Origin of the sequence: Anaerostipes hominis (ex Lee et al. 2021) (genome assembly GCF_002270485.1) — a bacterium.
GTDB classification, from domain to species: domain Bacteria; phylum Bacillota; class Clostridia; order Lachnospirales; family Lachnospiraceae; genus Anaerostipes; species Anaerostipes hominis.
Window position 1 is genome coordinate 36971 of the sequence record NZ_NQOG01000017.1, and the last position, 21717, is coordinate 58687.

Consider the following 21717-nt stretch of genomic DNA (forward strand, 5'->3'; position numbering starts at 1 on the left):
GAACGAGAGGGTTCTGTTGTGAAACCTTCCAATCTCCAATTGATTTGTGCAGTTCATCACATCAACTTTTTATAGCTTTTAAAAGGAATGGATAATCAGGGCCAATTATTTATAGAAAATTATGTTAAGCTCAATAAAGAAGCAAGGAATATAATAAAAAGTCTGCTCTCAGGTGCATTTGAAAAGGCACCGGCCGGATTAAACTCCGATGCCTTCTACAAAAATCTTATGAGCATATTCAAATACTAGTCTAACTTGCGCCGTATTCATTTTTGTAATTAATTTGAAGATGCCAATTATGTAATCATATTTTGTCATTTGTCTGTTTCTCCTTTGTTATTCATAGAATGTTTTTTATTGTAAATTAGTTTGAGGTCTTAAATACGATTAAGAACATTTATTTTGCAACCTGTTACCGAAAGCACCATAAAGGTTAAGGAGTAAACATGTTTATCCTACAGTAATTCATATCTCTTTTTTTGGTTTTTTATAAATTACCATAATTTACATGCTATAGTACACTTAAGAGGGACGTAACTTTAAAAAGCACTAAGGAGGTAGCACATGAAGGAAAAGAAAAAGGGCGGATGCCTAAAGACACTATTAATCATTTTTGGAGTCTTAATTGTAATCGGAGTAATTGCCAGTATATTTGGTAATGATGAAGATGATACGAAGCAAAATTCCAAAAGCAATAACAAAGTCACTACTGAAAAGATTACCGAATCCACTACTGAGAGAAAGGTTGAACTAGTAAACTTTTCAAAGACATTTTCTCCTGGATATTATACTGCGGGATATGACTTTCCATCTGGTACATATAATCTAAAAGCTACATTCGGGGGCGGAAATGTAATTTCAGAAGGTGCAGGACTAAATTTAATAATGGGCCTTAAATCTGATGATATGTATACAAAAACATATAACAATGCATCTTTCAGTGAAGGAGATATAGTACAAATAGCATCAACATTAAAGTTGAAGTTCAAAACGACAGAAAAGGTAGAAAAGAAAAAATTATTAAAATACGGACGAAAAGGTGAGAAAAAAACCTTATCTCCAGGGAAATATCTAGTAGGAAAAGATATTAAACAGGGAATTTATGATATAACTCTAGTAAATGGATCAGGAAATGTAATATCTGATGATGGAGTCTTAAATGAAATCATGGGTTCAGGAGATACAAGCATGTATGTTAAAAAATTTATGCATGCACCTTTACAAGATGGGACAACCGTTGAAATTGACGGTGTAACTGTCAAAATTTCACCAAGTAAATAGTTTGAAAAAAAGTCCGCCCGGCGGCAACCAGGCGGAAAAAGTTGATACTATTCATGTATGACGTTGAAAATGAATAATACCGTACTCGCAATACATATTATACCATTTCAAACGCCGTGCTTGCAATAGGCGTTCTTTTTGTACTCATTTTTATTACAATATAGATCATAAAATAAAATGGAGGTATAATATTATGCTGAAAACAGACGGAAAATACTGCATCTACTTGAGAAAATCCAGGGCTGATCGTGACACTCAATTATATAATCATAGTAAAGAAGATGTCTTGAAAAGACATCGTGAAATACTTCTCTCTACATCAAGGAATTTAGGTATTCATATCTCTAAAATTTTTGAAGAGGTTGTTTCCGGTGATACCATTGCAGCAAGGCCGGAAGTCCAAAAACTTCTTAGTGAGGTTGAAAATAATTTATGGGATGGCGTTCTTGTTGTAGAGGTAGAGCGTCTTGCTCGTGGCGATACAAAGGACCAGGGCACAATCGCAGACACTTTTAAATACTCTGATACACTAATTATCACCCCTCAGAAAATATATGATCCCAGCAGCGAATTTGACGAAGAGTATTTTGAGTTTGGTTTGTTCATGAGCCGCCGTGAGTACAAAACGATCAACCGCCGTCTAAATCGTGGACGAATAAAGTCCGTGAAGGAAGGGAAATGGATTGCGGCTGAAGCTCCTTACGGATACAGAAAAGTTAAAATTAAAGGTGATAAAGGATATACTATTGCATTTCTTGAGGGTGAAATTGACGTTGCCCGAATGATATTTAATTGGTTTCGTATTGGTGAGTTACAGGAAAACGGCACATACAAGACACTTAGTCCAGACAATATTGCTGTACGTCTTGATTCAATGGGGATTAATCCTCGCAAGGCGAAAAAATGGAGTAGGGCTACGATAAGAGATATCCTTACAAACCCAGCCTATGCTGGTATGGTTCGTTGGGGCTATAAAAAAGAAGAAAAAAGGATGGTTGGTGGTATTCTTTCAGTAGAAAGGAGACGGTCTAAAGATTTTCATTTGTATGATGGCATTCATCCAGCCATAATTACAAAAGAAGATCATTATGCTATTCTTAGGAAATTGACTGGCAATGCCCGATCTTCTTCAGTAAATAGCAACAATAAGCTGAAGAATCCTTTATCTGGATTAGTCTATTGTGATAACTGTGGTCATCTCACAACCAGGCTTGGACAAAACTCAAAAAACAAATATGAAACAATTAAGTGTCCAAATAGAAATTGCGATAATGTTTCTGCACCCTTGGTTTTAGTGGAAGAAAAGATATTAGCTTCATTAAGTGACTGGCTTTCTAAATATAAATTAGAATGTGACAATAAGGATTTTGCGGCGGAAGAATTACATCTAAAGCAAGCATTAATTAGTAATTTATACAAAGATAAAGAAAAAGTCAAAAGACAGTTAGATAAAACATACACTTTACTTGAACAGGAAGTATATACAATTGAGATCTTTGTGCAGCGAAATAAGGCATTGACAGATCAACTACAAGCTATAAACACCAATATTATTGACCTGGAATCTGCCTATAACGCAGAACTTAATACAAAATATGAGTATGAAGAATTGATTCCCAAAATGGAGAATATTATTGATATATATTTTAAAATTGAAGACATACAAACTAGAAATGAATTATTAAAATCTGTATTAGAAAAAGTTACATACAAAAAAACAGTACGGAACACGAAGGGTAACGCACTGAACGCAAACTTTGAAATTACAATTTTCCCGAAACTGCCTAAAAAGAAATAGGTTTTTTATTTTTACTTATTACCATAGACGTGATGATCCTTATGTATATCCCCATTCGTACGTCATCAAAAATACGGAATCTGCATTAGCACCCAAAAGTCCGTAGTCCATTCCTTCATATAACAGGCCTGCCTGTTCTGCAGAAATTTTAGGTGCTAAAGCGACAGACACCTTATATCCTAAGGGATTCATCCGCTCTCTTAAGTTACCTACGAATGCGGCATATCCCTCCCGGTCCTCCGGAAGGATGTATTCAAAATCCACATCCACTCCGGCATATTGCTTTTCCTGAACCGTCTGAACCAGATTCTCAATAAGAACCTGCTGCATCTGAAGATCTTCCGACACAGCCTTAACCAGCTGATTGTTAAAACTTCCGGTCTCTGCAAACGGCGTCAGCACAAGCATGGGATCAACCCCAAACTCCAATGTCTGTTCAATCAGAGGCTCTTCCATAGCCGGCGGTATGAGCGTTCCTTCGGTTGTAAAGCCATAAGAAAAGATCAGAAGTTCATTCAAATATAAGAGTACTTCTCTTAAAATCTCCGTGCTGATATATGGATAAGCATATCCCGTTACATTGAGGTTCCCCAGCTGCTCCTGCCGATAGCGGATCGTTAGCACATCTCCCGGCATCAGATTTGATTCATTCAGCAGATATGGATTTTTTCTGACAATCGAAGAAACCGAGGTGCCGTACTGCTGCGCAATAGATGTCAGCGTATCTCCTTCCTGTACCGTATGGACAACAGAGGGCTCCAGAATGAGCAGTGCCTGGCCGGGCACAACTCTCCCGGCATAAATCTGGTTGTCATAGATCAGCCGGCTACTTGAAATATGAAACTGCCCTGCAATAGAATTAATGGTATCCCCTTCATTTACTACATATATCATACTTCATTCCTTTTTTTGGTCTTTTTCTAAATATATGCACCCGTCAAAAAAGGAATTCCTGGGCTTATTCTTTTCATGCTGCTTCCGTTCTTCCCGCAGATCTTTTCTGCGCTCTTTCCTTACGGTTATTTGTTCTTCCCTCCGGGCAGCCAGCGCCTGCTGGGACTTGGTTCCCAGCCCTTCGTTCCTGTGCCTTCGAAGACTTCTCTGCATTCGTTTGGGATTCAGATTTTTTACCTCTTTGACCGAAACATCCACGGGAGGGCTGAAACGAAGTTCTCCATGATGCTCCATCAGAAATGCCAAGACCTCATAGTCTTTTGGTTCTGCCCCGAACGTAATTTTGGACACTTCCAACCCTCCGTCCAGAACACGTTCATAAATCCCGACCCAAAAGGGTCCGTCAAAATATACTGTCAGCCTGCTCTCGATTTTTTGCATAAAAAACACTCCTCGCTTTCGACAGCAAAGAACGGACAACCGAGGAGGCAGGTTACTGACAGATTTTATCTCTGCGCCCGGACTACCGGCCGGGACTGTGTTTTTATCTTTGCACGATTTAATTTTACATGTTTCATTTTAATCCATTCTCCAGTGGTTTTCAAGGCATGACTGTGTCGGTGGGCCTGCTTTTACCCCAGTCTCCGGCTTCTGATGTGTTTTTCTATCCGGGACAGACAGCGTCACACTCATCACCGATAAAAATCCGGACTTTATGGTTGAGAACATGATCCTTGTGGGTACAGAATAAAAAAGCTCCTTTCAGTGCCAATAAATTCACACTGAAAGGAGCTTTTTTATTCCCCTGTATTTCTCTTTCTGTTCAGCAGGACCCTTCCTGCACATTTTTCGGCATCGATCCTCCACTGACATTCTTTGCAGTGCAGGCATCTGCCGGTATTTCTTCCTTCTCTCGCATCTATGGCCCAGTTATAATTGACCAGTACACCCCTGCCGATATCCACCATATCCACACCGGTGCGCTCTAAAATGTCTTCTGCCATCCGGGCATCCGTTATGCTGTTGACCGCAAAAACAGGAACCGATACATGCTTTTTGATCTCCCCCGCGGCATGGATCACATCTTTATACGGAAAATCTTTTGGAGCCTCAGGCTTATCTTCCCCTGAAAATCCATAGGAAATATCCAAGAAATTAATTCCGTGCTTCTCCAGAATCTTTGCATGACGGATACCGTCTGCAAGAGCGGGTTCAAAGGCTCCCAGCCGGATTCCCACAACAAAATTTTCTGGTACTTCTTTTTTGATCCTCTCCAGAATCTCCAACGCAAACTTTTCCGGATGCCGTCCGTATTCGTCGGTTCTTTTGTTGACTCTCGAATTGAAAAATTCACACATCATATACCTGTGGCAGCCGTGCAGCTCCACCCCGTCATAACCGGCTTCATATGCTCTCACCGCAGCTTTAACAAACTGATCCTGCACCTTATGAATCTGTTCTTTCGTCATTTCATGGCCGATTCTTTTCTCTCCGTCTTTGTCCATCTCATAATCGCTCGGACACAGAAGATACTCACCGGAGCCGTTCACCCCTGCGTGATGGATCTGCAAAAATATCGGGCAGCCTTCTTCATGCACCGCACCGACGATCTCTTTCAGCCCGTCAATCTGTCTGTCCTCCCAGATGCCCAGCTGGTCCTTGGAGAGTTTTCCCTCCGGGTCAACACAGGTGGCTTCCTGAATGATCAGGCCGGCACCACCCCTGGCAATGGCTCTGTAATGTTCAATATTTTTGTGCACCACGCAGCCGTCTTCCTTCACCCAGTTATAGCATACCATCGGCGGCACACAGATACGATTCTTTATTTTTAAATGCTTTATGTAAAACGGCTCAAACAATCGTTTCATACGTTCCTCCTGTCATTTTCTGCATCTGATCCTCAGGCATTGATTTTGCATAATAGAAGCTCATCGCCCTTCTGCTGTCCGCATGTATTGTTAACCTGGTGGAAATCCCTCAGAGAGACGACGACAAGTATAAACTGCTTCTCGGGCAATTTTTTGATCATCAGCCCCAGCATATTGAAAAATTCCTTCCGGTTGGGCACATTGATCAGATAATCCATCGAAATCTGCTTATTCTGCAGGTGCAGATAAATTATAAGCAGGGCACAGGTTGCTGCAGATCCGGACAGAATTACATTTGGATACCTCTGCTGGACCAGAATAACCAGTACGGCCAGAATCGGAAAAGCCGCAAGTATATGGTATATATTTCTGTCAATCTTTCTCTTGTTCAGTACGGTGACCACAATGCTGATGGCACAGTACGCATAAAAGATCAAATAAGTGTAGACTATCCACGGCCTCCTTACATAACCCTGCCCAGGGCTGATATCAAACAGATTTCTGGTCAATGGGTTGATCATAACGAGCACACTGTACACTAGGGCAGGTATGATTCCAAAGCCTATGACCTTTCTCAGTTCCTTCCTCTCTGTATAGACGATAGATACGGTGTAAAGCCCCCATCAGCGGTGGCTGAATATAGTAAACCATTATTACAGGCCAGGTCATCCATATGGGAAACTCATCGACACGTTAAATCATGGCCGTAGACAGAATGTTGGTCAAAATTGATCCTGACGTAATCAGAAGACACCCCTGAAAAATATTATTTTTTAATGTGGTGAGATGGCTTACCTTTCTTGAATGTACCCACATGATCCCCTCATTTTTTGTCCCCTTATACATATCCTTATCTTACCATGACTTCTCTTGAAAGAAAATGATCATTTTACTCTTCCCACTCATAATACCTGCCTCAAAAAGCGATATGGATTTACACTGTATTCTCCATGCCCTGCATCCTTCCGATATATGCCGAGGTGCAGATGCACCGGGAACTTCCCCACTGTTCCCTCTTCCTTCCCATATCCTGAATCCCCCATATACCCGATCATATCTCCCGCATGAATCTTTGTTCCCTGTTTGATTCCGGGAGCATAACTGTAAAGGTGTGCATAATAAAAATAAATACCTTTCGGAGAACGGATGCCGACACGGTAGCCTCCCAGTTTCAGCCATCCGATCTGCTCTACGACTCCGTCAGACATACTGAGCACAGGTATTTCACCTCTCTTCTTCGATACCGTATCGGACATAATATCCGTGCCCTCGTGATGCCTGTCTCCGCCAAAATTCCTCGCCTCATTCCAAGAATCCGAATAGTTTACAAACGGTATATATTCATCCGGCACCGGAGGTCCCTTGATCTCCTCTTGTATCAGCGGATCCGGTCTTCCGCTTTTACATCCGGTACTTCGGTATTCCTGATATACCTTTTCTTCTTCGATGGCTTCGTTCCGCCTTAGAATCCTTTCCACAGTCAAACTCTCGGCTGTGACCAAAAGTCCCAGGAAAAACACCGTGCAAAGCAGCCAAAAACTCCTTTTTGTATTGTTCATCCGCTTCATCCCCTATTCTTTTCTGCACTATGTATATGCAAAAAAGAATAGAGTTACAACCTAAGGATTTCCCAGAAGGTATTCATACAGCATCTGTTCAAATGCTTTCACATCGATTGGTTTCGCAAAATGCCGGTCCATGCCCGCCCGCTTTGCATTTCCGGCCGTCTGTGTCTGCAGCTTGAATACTCTTCACAAGACTGTCTTAATCGTCCGGATGAATCAGATTCTTTTGCTTATGTTTTTTCAGCAAATCCTCATTGCAGTAGGATCCCAACGCAAATACCGTAGTCGGAACCCAATACATCTTTCCCTTATCTTTCATCTTAGTCAGCATTTGATCTGTATAGTCCGGAATCGTATGAAGGCCCGACAGATCTGCCACCTGTTCTTTCGCCTTCAGTTTCAGAAGGATATCGTGATTGACCATGAAAACATCAGCACCCTTCCCTGTTTCCATCCGCTTTTCCAGGGCTTCAAAGTATTCTGCCCCTTTCAGGCTCTCATATGATCTCCTCGATTACTTTGACATTTTCAGGCTCATATTTGTTCCGGAAAAACGTAATAAATAATAGTAACATCCTCAGAATCTGTTTCTTCATTCAAGAGCGTATTTTTGCCGCTGCACCCGCTCAGTGCCAATGTACAGATGAACACAGCACCTTGTCATCTTCCTTTTCTTCATTGCACCTATCCCCTTTTCTGTGTAAATAATGATTCTTTACGTCTGCGGATCATCGGAAAGGGGCAACAGCCCGTCCAAACATTCCAAAACTTCTTTGTTGACACGGTCACTTTGCATGATCTCTCTTCCGTCGGACAGCAGGCCGCCCTGATATTCACCGCAGATATCGGCCCCTAAGATTTTTCTTTCCTGTGATATCATTGTACATATCCTGCAGACCTGCCCGACGGTCATGCTGCCCTGGTCCCAGTTTGTGGACATCTCGCTCTGGCTCAGCACATCCTTGTCCAAAGACAGATAGACATCCGTCAGGATCTCTCTTTGAAGCCATGTCTTCCAGTCAAAATCCGGGGATATAGCTTCTTCCTCCGGCACTGCCGCCATGTGGTTTCTGTATCTCGGCTCCACCTCCCGCAGATATGCGGCCGAAGTACCGATCAGAATCACTTTTTTTAGATGTTCAATCTCGTCCATGGCCCTCCGCACCCAGCATCCGCAGGATAAAAGTTCAGGAAACAGCGGCTTCTGAAGATCAGTGTGGTAGTCAAACAGCACCAGCGTAAAATCCCTGCACATCTCTTTTTGCAGAAGAAAGGAGACATAATGGTAATTTCCGGAACCTAGAAAATAAATATGAGAGGGCTTTCCTGCCCTGATCCTTTCTCTGATCGTCTCCGCCGCAGTATCCTCACAGTATCCGTTGGTCCCCTGAACTTCTGTCAGGCCGATCCGCTGATAAGGGGCTGATTTATAAAACTCTTCCTTATCGTATAAATCGTCAAAGTCCAGGACCGTAATCATCTGCTGCACATCACTCACTCCTTTTCGGTCTGTTAAAGATAAATCTTAATGAATTCCTCCGGCGGGACCGGCCTGCCGTAATCCTCTCTCTCAGCAGTACGCCGGCTCCTGCGAACAAATGAGTAATCATGACGATCGACAGCAGATTCAGTATGGATAAGTTGAACAAATACTCTGCTCCCGCCGTATGCATCGCTTCAAACTTCTTTGCCGCCCTGACACTCAGCCGGAACAGCGCACAGGATAGCATCGTGATGCACATGGCCGTAGCATCTAAAATATTCAAAATCCGCCCTCCCAGGAAAGCGGTTATAAATTCCTGATAAGGCGGATATGGAAAACTCTTAAATAAAAGTACAAAGGAACCCAGAATTAAGCCCCTGCTTAACCGATAAAATCGCTGTCGATTTCCCAAGATCCCTATAATAATCCCTGATTTTCATTGCATAACTCCCCAGATTCGATCACTGCCCGGACATCTGTTCATGTTCTTCCCTGAGATTCTCATATAGAGTCATAGAGTCCCAAGTCTGGTTTGTATCCGTCAGAACGGCCTTTAAATTTATCTTTTTAAGCTTCTCTTTTCGGAAACTCAAAATCATCTCATCAATCTGACGGCCGGAGAAGCCTTTCATGACAAGCATCTCTTCTGTGAATCCGGGGCCGTCATAGCAGCTGTCTCCTGGTTCAATGCCGGGAACTCCTGCCAGTGCCCCGATTGGTTTCAGATAATCTTCTTTTTTTATATTTTTTATCCGTACACCCATGCGGATCAGGATAAACTTTATCTTTCTTGCCCGCTCAGAGCTGTCTAAATTATATAGCAATACAGCTGCACTGCCGTTTTTTGCTTGATTCATTTTTATTTCCTGCCTTTTTGTTATAGTAGTTTTATTATACCATATTTGAATGAAATCTTACAAACATGCAGACTATAAAATGAAGCTATTTTACAAAAACATAGAAAGCGTACAGCAATATGCCTGATCATCTTTTAACGGAAACCGTGATGCTCTGCATCCACCTCTTGGAACTTTTCGGGATCTTTGTCATCGTCTTTGGCTGTATCAAGGCTTTTCTCCAATATCTCCGGGCAGGATTTACCACGGAGGGAAGGGAGATCAAACTGGAATTGGCCAAAATGCTGGCTTTTGCCCTGGAGTTCAAACTGGGAGGCGAAATACTCAGGACCGTCATCACCAAAAACATGAACGAACTTTATATGCTGGGAGCCGTCATCCTTTTGAGATCTTTTCTGACTCTGGTGATCCACTATGAAATCAAGTTCGAGTCAGATTAATAACTCTCCATCAGCCTGCCGAGCCGCCGGATTCCCTCCCGGATCACTTCCGGCTCGGAATTCGTATAATTCAGGCGGAATGTGGGCACCGGCTTCTCATCGTTCACATAAAACGGATTGCCCGGTACGAAAGCGACCTTTTCTTTCATCGCACGATCAAATAATTCGAGGGATGACTCGCCTTCCGGAAGAGATCCCCATACAAACATGCCTCCTTTCGGCATGGTATAAGTGACAGTGTCCGGAAAGAAATCCTTCATTGCCTGGAGCATGACATCGCTCTGCTCTTTATAGAGGGCTTTGATTTTGCCGATGTGTTCGTTTAATTCATGGTTCATGAGATAATCATACACTGCATACTGGGCAAATATATTGCTGTGCAGATCGGCCGCCTGCTTTGCGGTCACGAGATGCTGCATCAGTTCTTTGTCTTTCGTGCAGATCCATCCAAGTCTCATTCCCGGTGTGATGATCTTTGAAATCGTCCCGAAGAGCACACTCTTTTTCAGGCCGAACGATCCGATATAAGGAAGCGCCTCTCCCTCAAACTTCAGCTGTCCGTACGGATCATCCTCGATCAAATAGGCAGAATAGCGGTTTAAAAGACTGCACAGTGCATTTCTTTTCTCCACAGAATATGTAAGTCCGGTTGGGTTTTGAAAGTTTGGAACCGTATACAAAAGTTTTACATTCCTCTCCTCCAGGATCTGCTCCAGCCTGTCCAGATCCATCCCATCATCCAAAAGAGGCACCGGGCAGAAATCCGGCTCAAATACGGTAAATGCCTGAATAGCTCCCAAATAGCCGGGTTCTTCGATCGCCAGCGCGTCACCGGGATTGATCAGTACCTTTCCCATCAGATCCAAAGCCTGCTGCGACCCTGTCGTGATCAATACATCGACCGCCTGTACATCCATCCCGTATTCGTCCCGGTATCTCTTTGCCACCCATTCCCTGAGCGGCCGGTAGCCTTCCGTACTGGAGTACTGGAAGACCTCATCACCATATTGGTCAATGACCCTTTCCATAGACTGTTTAAGATCTTCCTTTGGAAAGGAAACCGGATTAGGCAGTCCTCCTGCAAAGGAGATGATGTCATCCTGCTGGATCACTTTTAAAATTTCCCTGATAAAGGATGCGGGCGTGTTTAAGATTCTCTCTGAAAACTGTGTCATACTTTTGTACCTCTTCTTTCCGCGATGATGTAAGAAAAGCTCTAAACCGGACATCCTCCGGCCTAGAGCGTTCAAATAATGAATTTTGCTTATTATATTCCTTTCTCTTCTGTCTGTCAAGAAATCGCGGACTATTTTATCTTCACCTGTTCTATGTTCTTAATGATGATTGTGCTTCCTCCTCCCTGTTCTTCCAGGATCTCCACATTGTCTTTTGTGATATATTCTTCCATGGGGATCTTAATCTCGATCCCTGCGTCGGTCTCAAGAATCTGATATTCCAGCTTCTTCACGGTATTTTCTTTGGCCACCGTAAAGGTATCATACTGCAGGTCATATCTCTCGATGCGGTCATCAAACTCCTGTTTCTTCTCCGTGCTGTCTCCAAAGATCCTGTCGCCGATCTCGTTGACCCGAAACTCATTTTTTTCCGCGAATTCTTCTCTCAACTTACTCCTGGCATCCAGTCGGTTTCTAAGAGGTTCATTCTCGTACCGGTTATTGATGTCTGTGATCACCTTGTTTAAGATCTGGAACTTCTTTTTGGGAGCCATGTCCGCATGGCACTGAAGAAAGCGCTCCGAAATATAGTTTATCTTGTCGCCTGTCAGCATCTCAAACTTCTTTTCCACCAGCTGGACCTTATACTCCAGAAGATCCACGATCACGGCCTCTGTAAGCTTTGCCCCGTCCATAGGCATCACCCGCTGCTTTACAATGTCGTTGACTTCGTTTTCTTCCTCTTTATGTATGTAAGTCTCCTTATAATTCATTTTCAGAAGCGCCAGATGTACGACGCTGTAAAGCTGGAAACTGACCACGATCAGGTCTGCCGCCGGAATCGTCACACTGTCGCACATAATATCAAAAAGACTTTCCGACAGTACACGGCTGGCTTCCACAAAGCTTTCGTCCTCCTTTTCATCCATCGATTCCAAAAGGCTTAAAACCGGTGAAAGACTTCCGTCAAACTGGCATTTTTTTGTGTCATCGCTTTCCAGTATTTTAAAAATGTGTCCTCTGATAAACTCCATCAAGTCCGGACCCATATCCAGCAGGTCATTGGACAGGCCAAGGTATCCGTTATGGCTGTCCAGTATATGGATAATTCCTTTTCTGATGATAATATCGTCTCTCTGTATCTGCATGTTTATCCTACTTTCTAATAAATTTTCTTTAACTATTATACTAGAAAAAATCCGTCCGGACAACTCCGGACGGATCTCCATAACCCCTTCACCTTACATTTCTGCAAGAACATTTTTGACATATTCATAAGCTCTCGGGCAGTGGCTCTTTAAAGAAGCTCTGTTCATAGAATACTCTTTAAATACCTCTGTAAAAAACTCTTTGTTGTTTGATACTGCATATGCACGGTTGTCGCCGGCAAAATTGTTCTTTTCTGCCGTCTGCCCCTTTCAGCAAAGAAGAATTCGGATTCGTCTGGATGGTCATACCCACTCTGTTGAATTCGCTGATTACTTTGTCATCGACGATGCCCTTTAACTGACTGATATTTGCATTTCCTGCCTGCGCAAAATTTGTTGTTTTGATAACCTTTTTAATGATTGTTGTTGTTTTGACAGTTTTTTTCTTTGCTTTTTTTGTTGTGACCTTTTTACGTTTTACTATTTTCTTTAATTTATATATCTTTGTTTTAACTTTCTTGGATGTACTTGTTTTGACCGTTACTTTATTGCTGGCTGCTGCCACAGGTTCTGCTGCCGGAGCTGTGAACCCGATAACAAGCAAAACTGCCAATGCACTTACCAGAACTTTTTTGATTGCTTTCTTCATGATCATGTGCCTCCTCATTTCACAGACACAAGCCAGTGACCATCTTGATCTCTGGTACGAAAAAAGCAACCTGCTTATTTCTTACACATGAGCTTCTCTCATGCGGCAACCGGCTGTCATAAATATAGTCACTTTTCAGCCATCTTCTCCTGAGACATTTTTGCCTGCTTGCGCAGGTCTTTTAATTTTGCAGAAAACATTTTATGTTCCTCCTCTGTTTTGATGGTGAAAGTATAGCAATCAAAGTTTTTTCCAGCAAGCAACTATAGTTTACATCTGAGTATTTTATGCAACTTTCCGTAGCAAAAGAGGTCCTGCACGGATGCAGAACCTCTTTTATAAGTTTTATTGATGTTTATAATTATTTTACTACAGTCTTTAACTGTTCTGTCAGCATTGGAACGATCTTATTTAAATCTCCAACGATTCCATAGTCTGCTACATCGAAAATCGGTGCTGTGTCATCTTTGTTGATTGCAACGATAATGTCAGCCTCTTCCATACCTGCCACGTGCTGGATTGCTCCTGAGATACCAATTGCAAAGTATACATTTGGGCGTACAGTCTTACCAGTCTGTCCAACCTGGATATCTCTAGGCTTCCATCCTGCGTCTACTACCGCACGGGAACAGCTCACTTCTCCACCTAAAACTTCTGCTAAATCTTCTAAGATCTTGAAGTTTTCAGGGCTTCCGACTCCACGTCCGCCGGATACAAGGATGTTTGCATCCATGATATCCACAACGTCAGTCACAGATTTTACAACTTCCATGATCTCAACATATTTATTGTCCGGAGTAAATCCAGGATTGAATTCAATCACTTCCGCTTTTGCTCCTTCGATCTTGTCAATCGCCTGCATAACACCAGGACGTACTGTAGCCATCTGAGGACGGTTATCCGGGCATGCAATGGTAGCGATCGTATTTCCGCCGAACGCAGGACGTGTCATCAGTAACTGGTTATGTTTCTGCTCTTTTCCCGGAATTGCTACTAATGGGAAATCACCGATTTCAAGGACTGTACAGTCAGCAGTAAGACCAGTTGCAACTCTCGCAGACACACGAGGTCCTAAGTCTCTACCGATTGCTGTCGCACCAACTAACATGATTTCTGGTTTGTATTCATTGATCACAGATGCAAGTGCATGTGTATAAGGCTCTGTTCTGTATTCTTTCAGTTCAGGATCATCAACTACGATCACCTTGTCCGCACCGTAAGCTGCAAGTTCATCTGCAAGGTCTTTCACTTCAGATCCAATTAAAACAGCTGTAACATCTGTATCTAAATCTTTTGCAAGGTCTTTGGCTTTTCCAAGTAATTCAAAAGCGATGCCGCTTAATTCATTGTCCACCTGCTGTGCAAAGACATAAACTCCTTTATATTCTTCTAAACCCATTTTATTCACCACTTTTCCTTTTTAAATTAGATTACATGTTTTTCTTTCAATTTGTCCATGATATATGCTACGGATTCTTCCGGATCAAGGGTTACCTTTTCCCCTGCACCTTTACGAACCTTATCAGATGCTTTCGCAATCTTTGTAGGTGATCCGGCAAGTCCGATGTTTGCATCATCGACATCTTTTAAGTCTTTTCTTCCCCAAACAGTCACTTCTGCATCGTATGCATCAAAGATTCCGCCCGGTGTCATGTAACGCGGCTCGTTTAATTCAGAAAGTGCTGTGATCAGGCAAGGCATTTTTGCCTTTACAACATGATATCTGTCTTCATACTGACGTTCAACAACAACATTGTCTCCGTCGATTTTGATATCCTGAGCGTAAGAAATAACTGGAATATCCAGATGTTCTGAAATCTGAGGACCTACCTGTGCGGTATCTCCATCGATTGCCTGACGTCCTGTGATGATCAGGTCGTAGTCAAGATTTCTGATCGCACCTGCAAGCGTTGTAGAGGTAGCCCATGTATCTGCTCCTCCGAGAACTCTGTCTGTGACAAGGACTCCCTTGTCTGCTCCCATAGCCATAGCCTCACGTAAAACTTCATCTGCTTTCGGAAGTCCCATCGTAAGAACAGTAACTTCTGCATCATATTCATCTTTTAATTTTAATGCCGCTTCCAATCCAGCTTTATCATCTGGATTCATGATGGTCAGCATTGCACCTCTATCCAAAGTACCATCCGGGTTAAATTTAACTCCGCCCTTAGTATCTGGTACCTGTTTTACACATACAACGATTTTCACAGTAAAGTACCTCCCTTATTTTAACAGATTTCCAGAAATGACCATACGCTGAACTTCAGATGTTCCTTCGTAGATCTCTGTGATCTTAGCATCGCGCATCATACGTTCTACATCGTATTCTCTGATATATCCGTAACCACCGTGTAACTGAACAGCCTTTGTTGTCACTTCCATTGCCACTTCTGCTGCATATAACTTCGCCATAGCTGCTTCCACACTATATACTTTCTGTGTAGCTTTTGCCATTGCCGCTTTATAAACTAACAGTTTTGCAGCTTCCACCTTAGTCGCCATATCAGCTAACTGGAACTGTGTGTTCTGGAACTGTCCGATCGTACGTCCGAACTGTTTTCTTTCTTTTACATATTCGATGGTTGCTTCTAATGCACCTTCTGCCAGTCCAAGAGCCTGGGAAGCGATACCGATACGTCCGCCGTCAAGAGTATGCATTGCGATTCCGAATCCTTTGCCCTGTTTTCCTAATAAGTTTTCTTTTGGAATGCGGCAGTCTTCGAAGATCAGTTCATAAGTGGAAGATCCGCGGATACCCATTTTCTTTTCCTTTGTTCCAAAGGAGAATCCTGGAGTTCCCTTATCTACGATGAATGCAGAGATCTCTTTTAATTTTCTTCCGCGTTTTTCAATGATTCCTGTAACAGCGATCACGATGTAAACGTCTGCTTCTTTACCATTTGTGATGAAGCATTTAGAACCGTTTAATACCCACTCGTTACCGTCTAAGACAGCCTTAGTCTGCTGTCCCTGAGCGTCGGTACCAGCTCCCGGTTCAGTCAGGCCGAATGCACCTAATTTCTTACCGGATGCAAGATCAGGAAGGTATTTTTTCTTCTGTTCTTCTGTACCGTAAGTCTGGATTGGATCACAGCACAGAGATGTATGTGCAGATACGATAACGCCTGTGGTACCGCAGACTTTTGATAATTCTTCTACACACATAACGTATGTCAGAGGATCACAGCCCTGTCCGCCGTACTCTTTCGGAATCGGGATACCAAGAAAACCATTCTCAGCCATCTTCTGAACAGTTTCTTTTGGGAACTGTTCTGTTTCATCCACGTCCTGTGCAAGAGGCTTTACTTCATTTTCGGCGAACTCTTTGAACAGAGTTCTTGCCATTTCGTGTTTCTTACTTAATGCGAAATCCATTTCTTATTCCTCCATTTAATTATTTACTATAATCGTAGAATCCTTTGCCGGTCTTCTGGCCTAACATACCGCCGCGTACCATCTTTCTCAGCAATGGATGCGGACGATACTTGGTATCTCCAAACTCATTGTAAAGCACTTCCATGATAGCAAGGCAAACGTCTAATCCGATCAGGTCACCCAATGCTAACGGTCCCATCGGGTGGTTAGCTCCTAATTTCATGGCTGTATCAATACCTTCTACAGATGCTACTCCGTCTGCATAGATTCCGATTGCTTCGTTGATCATAGGGATGAGGATTCTGTTAACAACAAATCCAGCTGCTTCTTCTACCTGAACCGGTGTCTTTCCAATATCTTTAGAGATCTCGATAATTCTGTCAACCGTTTCCTGAGGAGTATTGATTCCTGCGATAACTTCAACAAGCTTCATAACCGGAGCCGGATTGAAGAAATGCATACCGATCATCGGACGGTCAAGTCCTGCTCCGATTTCAGTAATAGAAAGGGAAGATGTATTGGTAGCGAAGATTGCTTCCGGTTTGCAGATATCCTGTAATTCTTTGAAAGTCTGCTTTTTGATCTCCATGTTTTCAATCGCTGCTTCCACAACAAGGTCACAGTCAGTGCAGATGTCTTTCACACCAGTTGTGATTTTAGCTAAAATGGCGTCAGCTTTTTCCTGATCCATCTTACCTTTTGCTACTCTTTTTTCGAATCCTTTTGCGATTCTTGCTTTTCCGTTTGCTGCGAATTCTTCATTGATATCGCAAAGGTAAACTTCATAGCCTTCTGTCTGCGCAAATGCCTGAGCAATTCCGCTGCCCATTGTTCCAGCACCGATAACTCCAACTTTCATTATGATTCCTCCTGTATTTAAACTCTAATTGTTGCCTGACACTGATTATTTATTTTTGAATCCGTCGACTTTCGTCTTGTTTAAGAATGCTTCCATGCCTGCTCTCTGGTCTTCACTCTCGAAGCAGCTTCCGAATGCTTTTTCTTCCACGACAATGGCCTGATCCATGTCCACATCCAGTCCTTCATTGATGGCTTTCTTTGAAGCGCGGACTGCAATAGGAGCATTCTTAGCGATCTTCGCAGCCATCTTCTTTGCTGCATCCAAGAGATCTGCCTGCGGATATACAGCATTTACAAGTCCGATCCTGTATGCCTCATCTGCTTTGATATTGAAAGCAGTATAAATCATTTCTTTTGCTTTTCCAGCGCCTACAAGACGGGCAAGCCTCTGAGTTCCTCCAAATCCAGGAGTAATTCCAAGACCTACTTCCGGCTGGCCGAATACTGCGTTTTCAGCACAAAGGCGGATATCACAGCTCATGGAGATTTCACATCCTCCTCCCAGTGCAAATCCGTTCACTGCGGCGATGGTCGGAATAGGGAATGTCTCTAACTTGCGGAACACGTCATTTCCCTTCTTACCGAAGGCTTCTCCTTCTGCTTTTGTCAATGTACTCATCTCAGCGATGTCAGCTCCGGCCACAAAGGATTTATCTCCTGCTCCGGTAAGGATCAAGGCTCTTGTATTTTCCAGATCAACAGCATCCAGTGCTTCCTCAATCTCGCCGAGCACCTGGCTGTTTAATGCATTTAATGCTTTTGGACGGTTGATGGTGAGGATACCTACAAAACCTTCTGTTTCATATGTGATGAATTCCATGGATTCAATCTCCTTTCAAATTAAATTAGTCCATTTCAACGATGGTAGAGCATCCCATACCGCCGCCGATGCAAAGTGTTGCAAGACCTTTCTTAGCTCCCCTGTCTTTCATTGCATGAAGCAGAGTAACCAAGATACGGCATCCTGAAGCTCCAACCGGATGTCCGATGGCAATCGCTCCGCCGTTTACATTTAATTTGCTTAAGTCGAATCCTAAGTCTTTTCCTACTGCTACAGACTGAGCTGCAAATGCTTCATTTGCTTCGATCAGGTCGAAGTCATCAATGCTCATTCCTGTTCTTTCCATAACTTTTCTTGTAGAAGCAACTGGTCCGATACCCATGATCTTAGGATCTACACCGCCGAGTGCTCCGGCAACCCATGTAGCCATCGGGGTAACGCCTAATTCTTTTGCTTTTTCTTCACTCATAACTACAACTGCTGCTGCACCGTCATTGATTCCTGAAGAGTTAGCAGCTGTCACCATTCCGCCCTGTTTGAACGCTGGTCTTAATCCTGAGATTCCTTCTGCTGTTGTTCCCGGACGAGGACCTTCATCTTTGTTTACGATAATGGTTTCTTTTTTCTTTTTTACTTCTACCGGTACGATCTCTTCGTCGAATTTTCCGGCTTCCTGAGCTGCAACTGCCTTCTGCTGGCTCGCTGCTGCAAACTCATCTAATTCTTCACGGGTAAGTCCCCACTGGTCACAGATGTTCTCTGCTGTCATACCCATGTGGTAGTCATTAAATGCACACCATAATGCATCATTAACCATAGCATCTTTTAATACGCCGTTGTTCATACGGTATCCGAAACGTGCCTGATCTAATACATATGGAGCCATTGACATGTTCTCACATCCGCCTGCTACGACAACGTCAGCGTCACCGCTTCTGATCATGTCTGCAGCCATGTTTACCGCCTTCAGTCCGGAACCGCACACAACGTTGATCGTTGTTGCCGGAACTTCGATCGGAAGACCTGCCTTGATGGATGCCTGACGAGCAACATTCTGTCCTAAACCAGCCTGGATAACACATCCCATGTATACTTCATCTACCTGCTCTGGCTTAACATTCGCTCTGTTCAGCGCTTCTTTGATAACGATTGATCCTAAGTCAGCAGCCGGAGTTGTGCTCAATGCTCCGCCCATCTTACCTACTGCTGTTCGACAAGCACTTGCAATAACTACTTTTCTTGACATATCAATTCCTCCATAATAATTCTGTGTTATATAGTGTTTGGCAGTTTCCCGCCGATATGTTAATAGTATCACAATCACTTTTTCATTTCAATTACTAATTTTTTTCAGGCTTTAATCCAGGCTTCATATCATCTTAAAAACTGCGTATTTAAGCCATTTGTTTTAGTCTTTTGTATACAGTATAGATTGTACTTTTTTAAATACATCCATATGTTCGTTTTTTTATTTAGAAAAATTTCATATATTTTTAGACATTGTATCCCTTAAAATCAACATAAAATCGTCATAAAATTAACAATATACACTGTCTTCATGATGAAGGCTTATCATAAGCATCTGTGCCTGTCTCTTTTTCCTTCATTTTTTATCTTAAAAGAGGCAGGCTACCAGTTAATTTATTCACCATCTTTTTGGGTCCGCACAGGGCAATCCCGAGATAATCGAGCTGTTCCTCTGCCGTCTGTAACATTTTTTCAATAAACTCACTGTAAATCATACAGCCCTGAGCCAGATCAGAGAAGTCTGCCGCGATAAGTTCTTTAAACTCGGGCAGATTTACTTTATACCTCAATTCTTTTAAAATTTCACGGCTGCCTTTCAGGACAGGCACAGGAAAAGTTATGATTCCCGAATGCCTGAGGAATAAAAGATTTGACCGGGGTACCTTTTAAACACCCCGGTCAAATCTTTTATCGTTATCCCTCTATTGAAATGTATTCCTCTGCCGGAACTTCTTTTCTTTCCTCGGCCTTTGGAAATCTCAGCACCAGTTCGCCGTTGTCAAACTTCGCCTTGATATCCTCCTGTTTCAGTTCTTTTCCGACATAGAAGCTTCTGCTGCACTGTCCGGAGTAACGCTCTTTCCGGATATAGTTGCCCTCTTTGTCTTTCTCATCTTTTGCTTCGTTCTTTGCCGCACTGATGGTCAGATAACCGTCTTTCAGCTGGGCGGAAATATCCTCCTTGCTGAAACCAGGAAGTTCCATACTTAATTCATATCCGTCTTCTGTATCTTTGATATCTGTCTTCATGCCGCGTTCAAAATCTCCAAAGCCAAAACGGTCAGCAGGAAATGCATTTTTAAACGCCCGGTCCATCCATCCGTCAAAAACATTTTCTCCAAAAATACTTGGCATCAACATAAGTCATTCCTCCTATTCTATCTCCTGTACGGGAATACCCGCACTGTTATATGTTGTTTATTTGTTCTATGTGTAATATAACAATTATCTTTCAATATGTCAACTCCTCCAATAAAAGTTCACAGTTTTTTCACAAAACAATCATCAGAAAAAGGCTCGGGAGCCTGTTTGCTCCTGAGCCTTTAAATCACATATAGTATTTGTCGAAGAAGTTTCCCACCAACGGAAGGAAACATCCAGAGGCAGTTTTTTATCACTATTGTAGGAACACATTTCAAAGCGTGACGGAAATAGTAATAAAAAACTCAATTATCTGTCCTGCATACTGATGGAGTCGATCGCGACACTTCCGCCCCGCACCACCTCAATACTGGAAAACCTTTTCTTAAAAACTTTTAATATAGAGTTGTTCTTCGCTTCTGTCCGTACAGATTCGATCAAAATACTGTCTTTCCCCATATCCTTCACACGAAATTTGAATACCTGCGCCATCTGAAACACTTCATTTCTGTCCTTCTGGGTACAGCCTTTCACCTTGATAAACATGATCTCTTTCATGCGGATAGACATGTTTGTGTAATCCATGACTTTGATAACTTCCACGCTGCGGTTCAGCTGTTTTTTAATCTGCTCAAAGGTGGCGTCATCGCTTTCTACGCTTATCGTCATTCTGGACACCGTCTCATCTTCTGTCGTTCCCACCGTGAGGCTCTGCAGATTGTAGGATTTTCCTGAGAACAGACCCGCAATCCTCGCCAGCACTCCCACACGGTTTTCAACATATAAGGATAACCATCTTTTTTCCATAGAAAAACCTCCTCGTATAATATCTCGTATAATATCTTTTAGATACATTAAATGTACCTTGATAACTGAATAAAAATTGTTCAATAGGCTTAGTAAAGCCCATGGTATAATTGTTCCCTAGTGTCAATCAGGTAATAGTTCTGTTACCTCCTGTTGAACCAAAAATGGTTGCTTCAAAGATAGTCTGTTCCCCTGACATGGAAGTTAGCTTCAAACCAGTTGGCTGTTTGTCTGAGTACATGGACTGCCATTTAGCAGTGTGGTTCGCATCAGCCCATCTCAGACCGGATTCTTATATGCGAGGGTGTTGATGCTCCGTGATCATGGGTTTTACCAAGCCGATTGAA

At 42.7% G+C, this 21717-nt stretch carries 24 protein-coding genes; 3 read left to right on the forward strand and 21 right to left on the reverse strand.

All coding sequences use genetic code 11. The features are described from left to right. Positions 1–564 precede the first annotated feature (564 nt). Positions 565–1281, forward strand: a complete 717-nt coding sequence (locus tag CI597_RS13430; RefSeq protein ID WP_024727130.1) for a hypothetical protein — start codon at positions 565–567, stop codon at positions 1279–1281. Between the two features lie 193 nt (positions 1282–1474). Further along, entirely contained in the window at positions 1475–3079 is a 1605-nt protein-coding gene (locus CI597_RS13435) for a recombinase family protein (protein ID WP_024727129.1), read from the forward strand. Positions 3080–3118: 39 nt separating this feature from the next. Here CI597_RS13435 and CI597_RS13440 read toward each other — a convergent pair whose 3' ends face one another. The 9 genes from CI597_RS13440 to CI597_RS13480 all read right to left on the reverse strand — a co-directional run bounded on the left by CI597_RS13440 (position 3119) and on the right by CI597_RS13480 (position 9746). Next, the gene (locus tag CI597_RS13440; protein ID WP_034549186.1) at positions 3119–3973 is read right to left on the reverse strand and encodes a LysM peptidoglycan-binding domain-containing protein; all 855 of its coding nucleotides are present in this window, start codon (positions 3971–3973) and stop codon (positions 3119–3121) included. Between the two features lie 3 nt (positions 3974–3976). Continuing rightward, positions 3977–4414, reverse strand: coding sequence for a YjdF family protein (locus tag CI597_RS13445; protein WP_024727128.1), 438 nt, complete (start codon positions 4412–4414; stop codon positions 3977–3979). A gap of 356 nt (positions 4415–4770) precedes the next feature. Continuing rightward, positions 4771–5841 carry a tRNA-dihydrouridine synthase gene (locus CI597_RS13450; protein WP_024727127.1) on the reverse strand — a complete coding sequence of 357 codons (1071 nt, stop codon included), beginning with the start codon at positions 5839–5841 and terminating at the stop codon, positions 4771–4773. Between the two features lie 32 nt (positions 5842–5873). After that, on the reverse strand, positions 5874–6362 hold the full coding sequence (locus CI597_RS18730; protein ID WP_235824637.1) for a diguanylate cyclase domain-containing protein: 489 nt from the start codon (positions 6360–6362) through the stop codon (positions 5874–5876). Positions 6363–6743: 381 nt separating this feature from the next. Continuing rightward, positions 6744–7400 carry a M23 family metallopeptidase gene (locus tag CI597_RS13460; protein WP_235824638.1) on the reverse strand — a complete coding sequence of 219 codons (657 nt, stop codon included), beginning with the start codon at positions 7398–7400 and terminating at the stop codon, positions 6744–6746. A gap of 205 nt (positions 7401–7605) precedes the next feature. Next, a complete protein-coding gene (locus CI597_RS19265) occupies positions 7606–7860 on the reverse strand; it encodes a hypothetical protein (protein WP_024727125.1) in 255 nt (84 codons plus the stop codon). A gap of 261 nt (positions 7861–8121) precedes the next feature. Beyond that, entirely contained in the window at positions 8122–8886 is a 765-nt protein-coding gene (locus CI597_RS13470) for an arginase family protein (RefSeq protein WP_024727124.1), read from the reverse strand. A gap of 10 nt (positions 8887–8896) precedes the next feature. Then, positions 8897–9172 (reverse strand): hypothetical protein, encoded by a 276-nt coding sequence (locus tag CI597_RS13475; RefSeq protein WP_024727123.1) that lies wholly within the window; start codon positions 9170–9172, stop codon positions 8897–8899. Positions 9173–9350: 178 nt separating this feature from the next. Then, positions 9351–9746, reverse strand: coding sequence for a DUF3783 domain-containing protein (locus tag CI597_RS13480; RefSeq protein WP_024727122.1), 396 nt, complete (start codon positions 9744–9746; stop codon positions 9351–9353). Positions 9747–9865: 119 nt separating this feature from the next. Between CI597_RS13480 and CI597_RS13485 the strand changes: the two genes are divergently transcribed. Then, entirely contained in the window at positions 9866–10186 is a 321-nt protein-coding gene (locus CI597_RS13485; protein ID WP_024727121.1) for a DUF1622 domain-containing protein, read from the forward strand. Here CI597_RS13485 and CI597_RS13490 read toward each other — a convergent pair. The 12 genes from CI597_RS13490 to ilvN form a co-directional block, all read right to left on the reverse strand. Beyond that, the gene (locus CI597_RS13490) at positions 10183–11361 is read right to left on the reverse strand and encodes a PLP-dependent aminotransferase family protein (RefSeq protein ID WP_024727120.1); all 1179 of its coding nucleotides are present in this window, start codon (positions 11359–11361) and stop codon (positions 10183–10185) included. The genes CI597_RS13485 and CI597_RS13490 overlap by 4 nt on opposite strands. Before the next feature lie 131 nt (positions 11362–11492). Continuing rightward, complete coding sequence (locus CI597_RS13495) at positions 11493–12509, reverse strand: nucleoid-associated protein (protein WP_034549182.1); 1017 nt, start codon at positions 12507–12509, stop codon at positions 11493–11495. A 178-nt stretch (positions 12510–12687) separates the two neighbouring features. Beyond that, entirely contained in the window at positions 12688–13158 is a 471-nt protein-coding gene (locus CI597_RS13500) for a hypothetical protein (protein WP_235824639.1), read from the reverse strand. Between the two features lie 361 nt (positions 13159–13519). Next, a complete protein-coding gene (locus CI597_RS13510; RefSeq protein ID WP_024727118.1) occupies positions 13520–14557 on the reverse strand; it encodes an electron transfer flavoprotein subunit alpha/FixB family protein in 1038 nt (345 codons plus the stop codon). A gap of 26 nt (positions 14558–14583) precedes the next feature. Then, positions 14584–15366: an electron transfer flavoprotein subunit beta/FixA family protein gene (locus tag CI597_RS13515; protein WP_006565763.1), complete on the reverse strand. Its 783-nt coding sequence runs from the start codon at positions 15364–15366 to the stop codon at positions 14584–14586. A 15-nt stretch (positions 15367–15381) separates the two neighbouring features. After that, positions 15382–16533, reverse strand: coding sequence for an acyl-CoA dehydrogenase (locus CI597_RS13520; protein WP_024727117.1), 1152 nt, complete (start codon positions 16531–16533; stop codon positions 15382–15384). 19 nt (positions 16534–16552) lie between these two features. After that, the gene (locus CI597_RS13525; RefSeq protein WP_024727116.1) at positions 16553–17392 is read right to left on the reverse strand and encodes a 3-hydroxybutyryl-CoA dehydrogenase; all 840 of its coding nucleotides are present in this window, start codon (positions 17390–17392) and stop codon (positions 16553–16555) included. Between the two features lie 45 nt (positions 17393–17437). Then, positions 17438–18214 (reverse strand): enoyl-CoA hydratase-related protein, encoded by a 777-nt coding sequence (locus CI597_RS13530; RefSeq protein WP_024727115.1) that lies wholly within the window; start codon positions 18212–18214, stop codon positions 17438–17440. A 25-nt stretch (positions 18215–18239) separates the two neighbouring features. Then, the gene (locus CI597_RS13535; RefSeq protein ID WP_024727114.1) at positions 18240–19421 is read right to left on the reverse strand and encodes an acetyl-CoA C-acetyltransferase; all 1182 of its coding nucleotides are present in this window, start codon (positions 19419–19421) and stop codon (positions 18240–18242) included. A 364-nt stretch (positions 19422–19785) separates the two neighbouring features. Then, positions 19786–20046: a DUF2000 domain-containing protein gene (locus CI597_RS13540; RefSeq protein ID WP_081723803.1), complete on the reverse strand. Its 261-nt coding sequence runs from the start codon at positions 20044–20046 to the stop codon at positions 19786–19788. 70 nt (positions 20047–20116) lie between these two features. Further along, positions 20117–20563, reverse strand: a complete 447-nt coding sequence (locus tag CI597_RS13545) for an Hsp20/alpha crystallin family protein (RefSeq protein WP_024727112.1) — start codon at positions 20561–20563, stop codon at positions 20117–20119. A gap of 309 nt (positions 20564–20872) precedes the next feature. Then, a complete protein-coding gene (gene ilvN / locus CI597_RS13550) occupies positions 20873–21370 on the reverse strand; it encodes an acetolactate synthase small subunit (protein ID WP_006565772.1) in 498 nt (165 codons plus the stop codon). Positions 21371–21717: the final 347 nt, after the last annotated feature.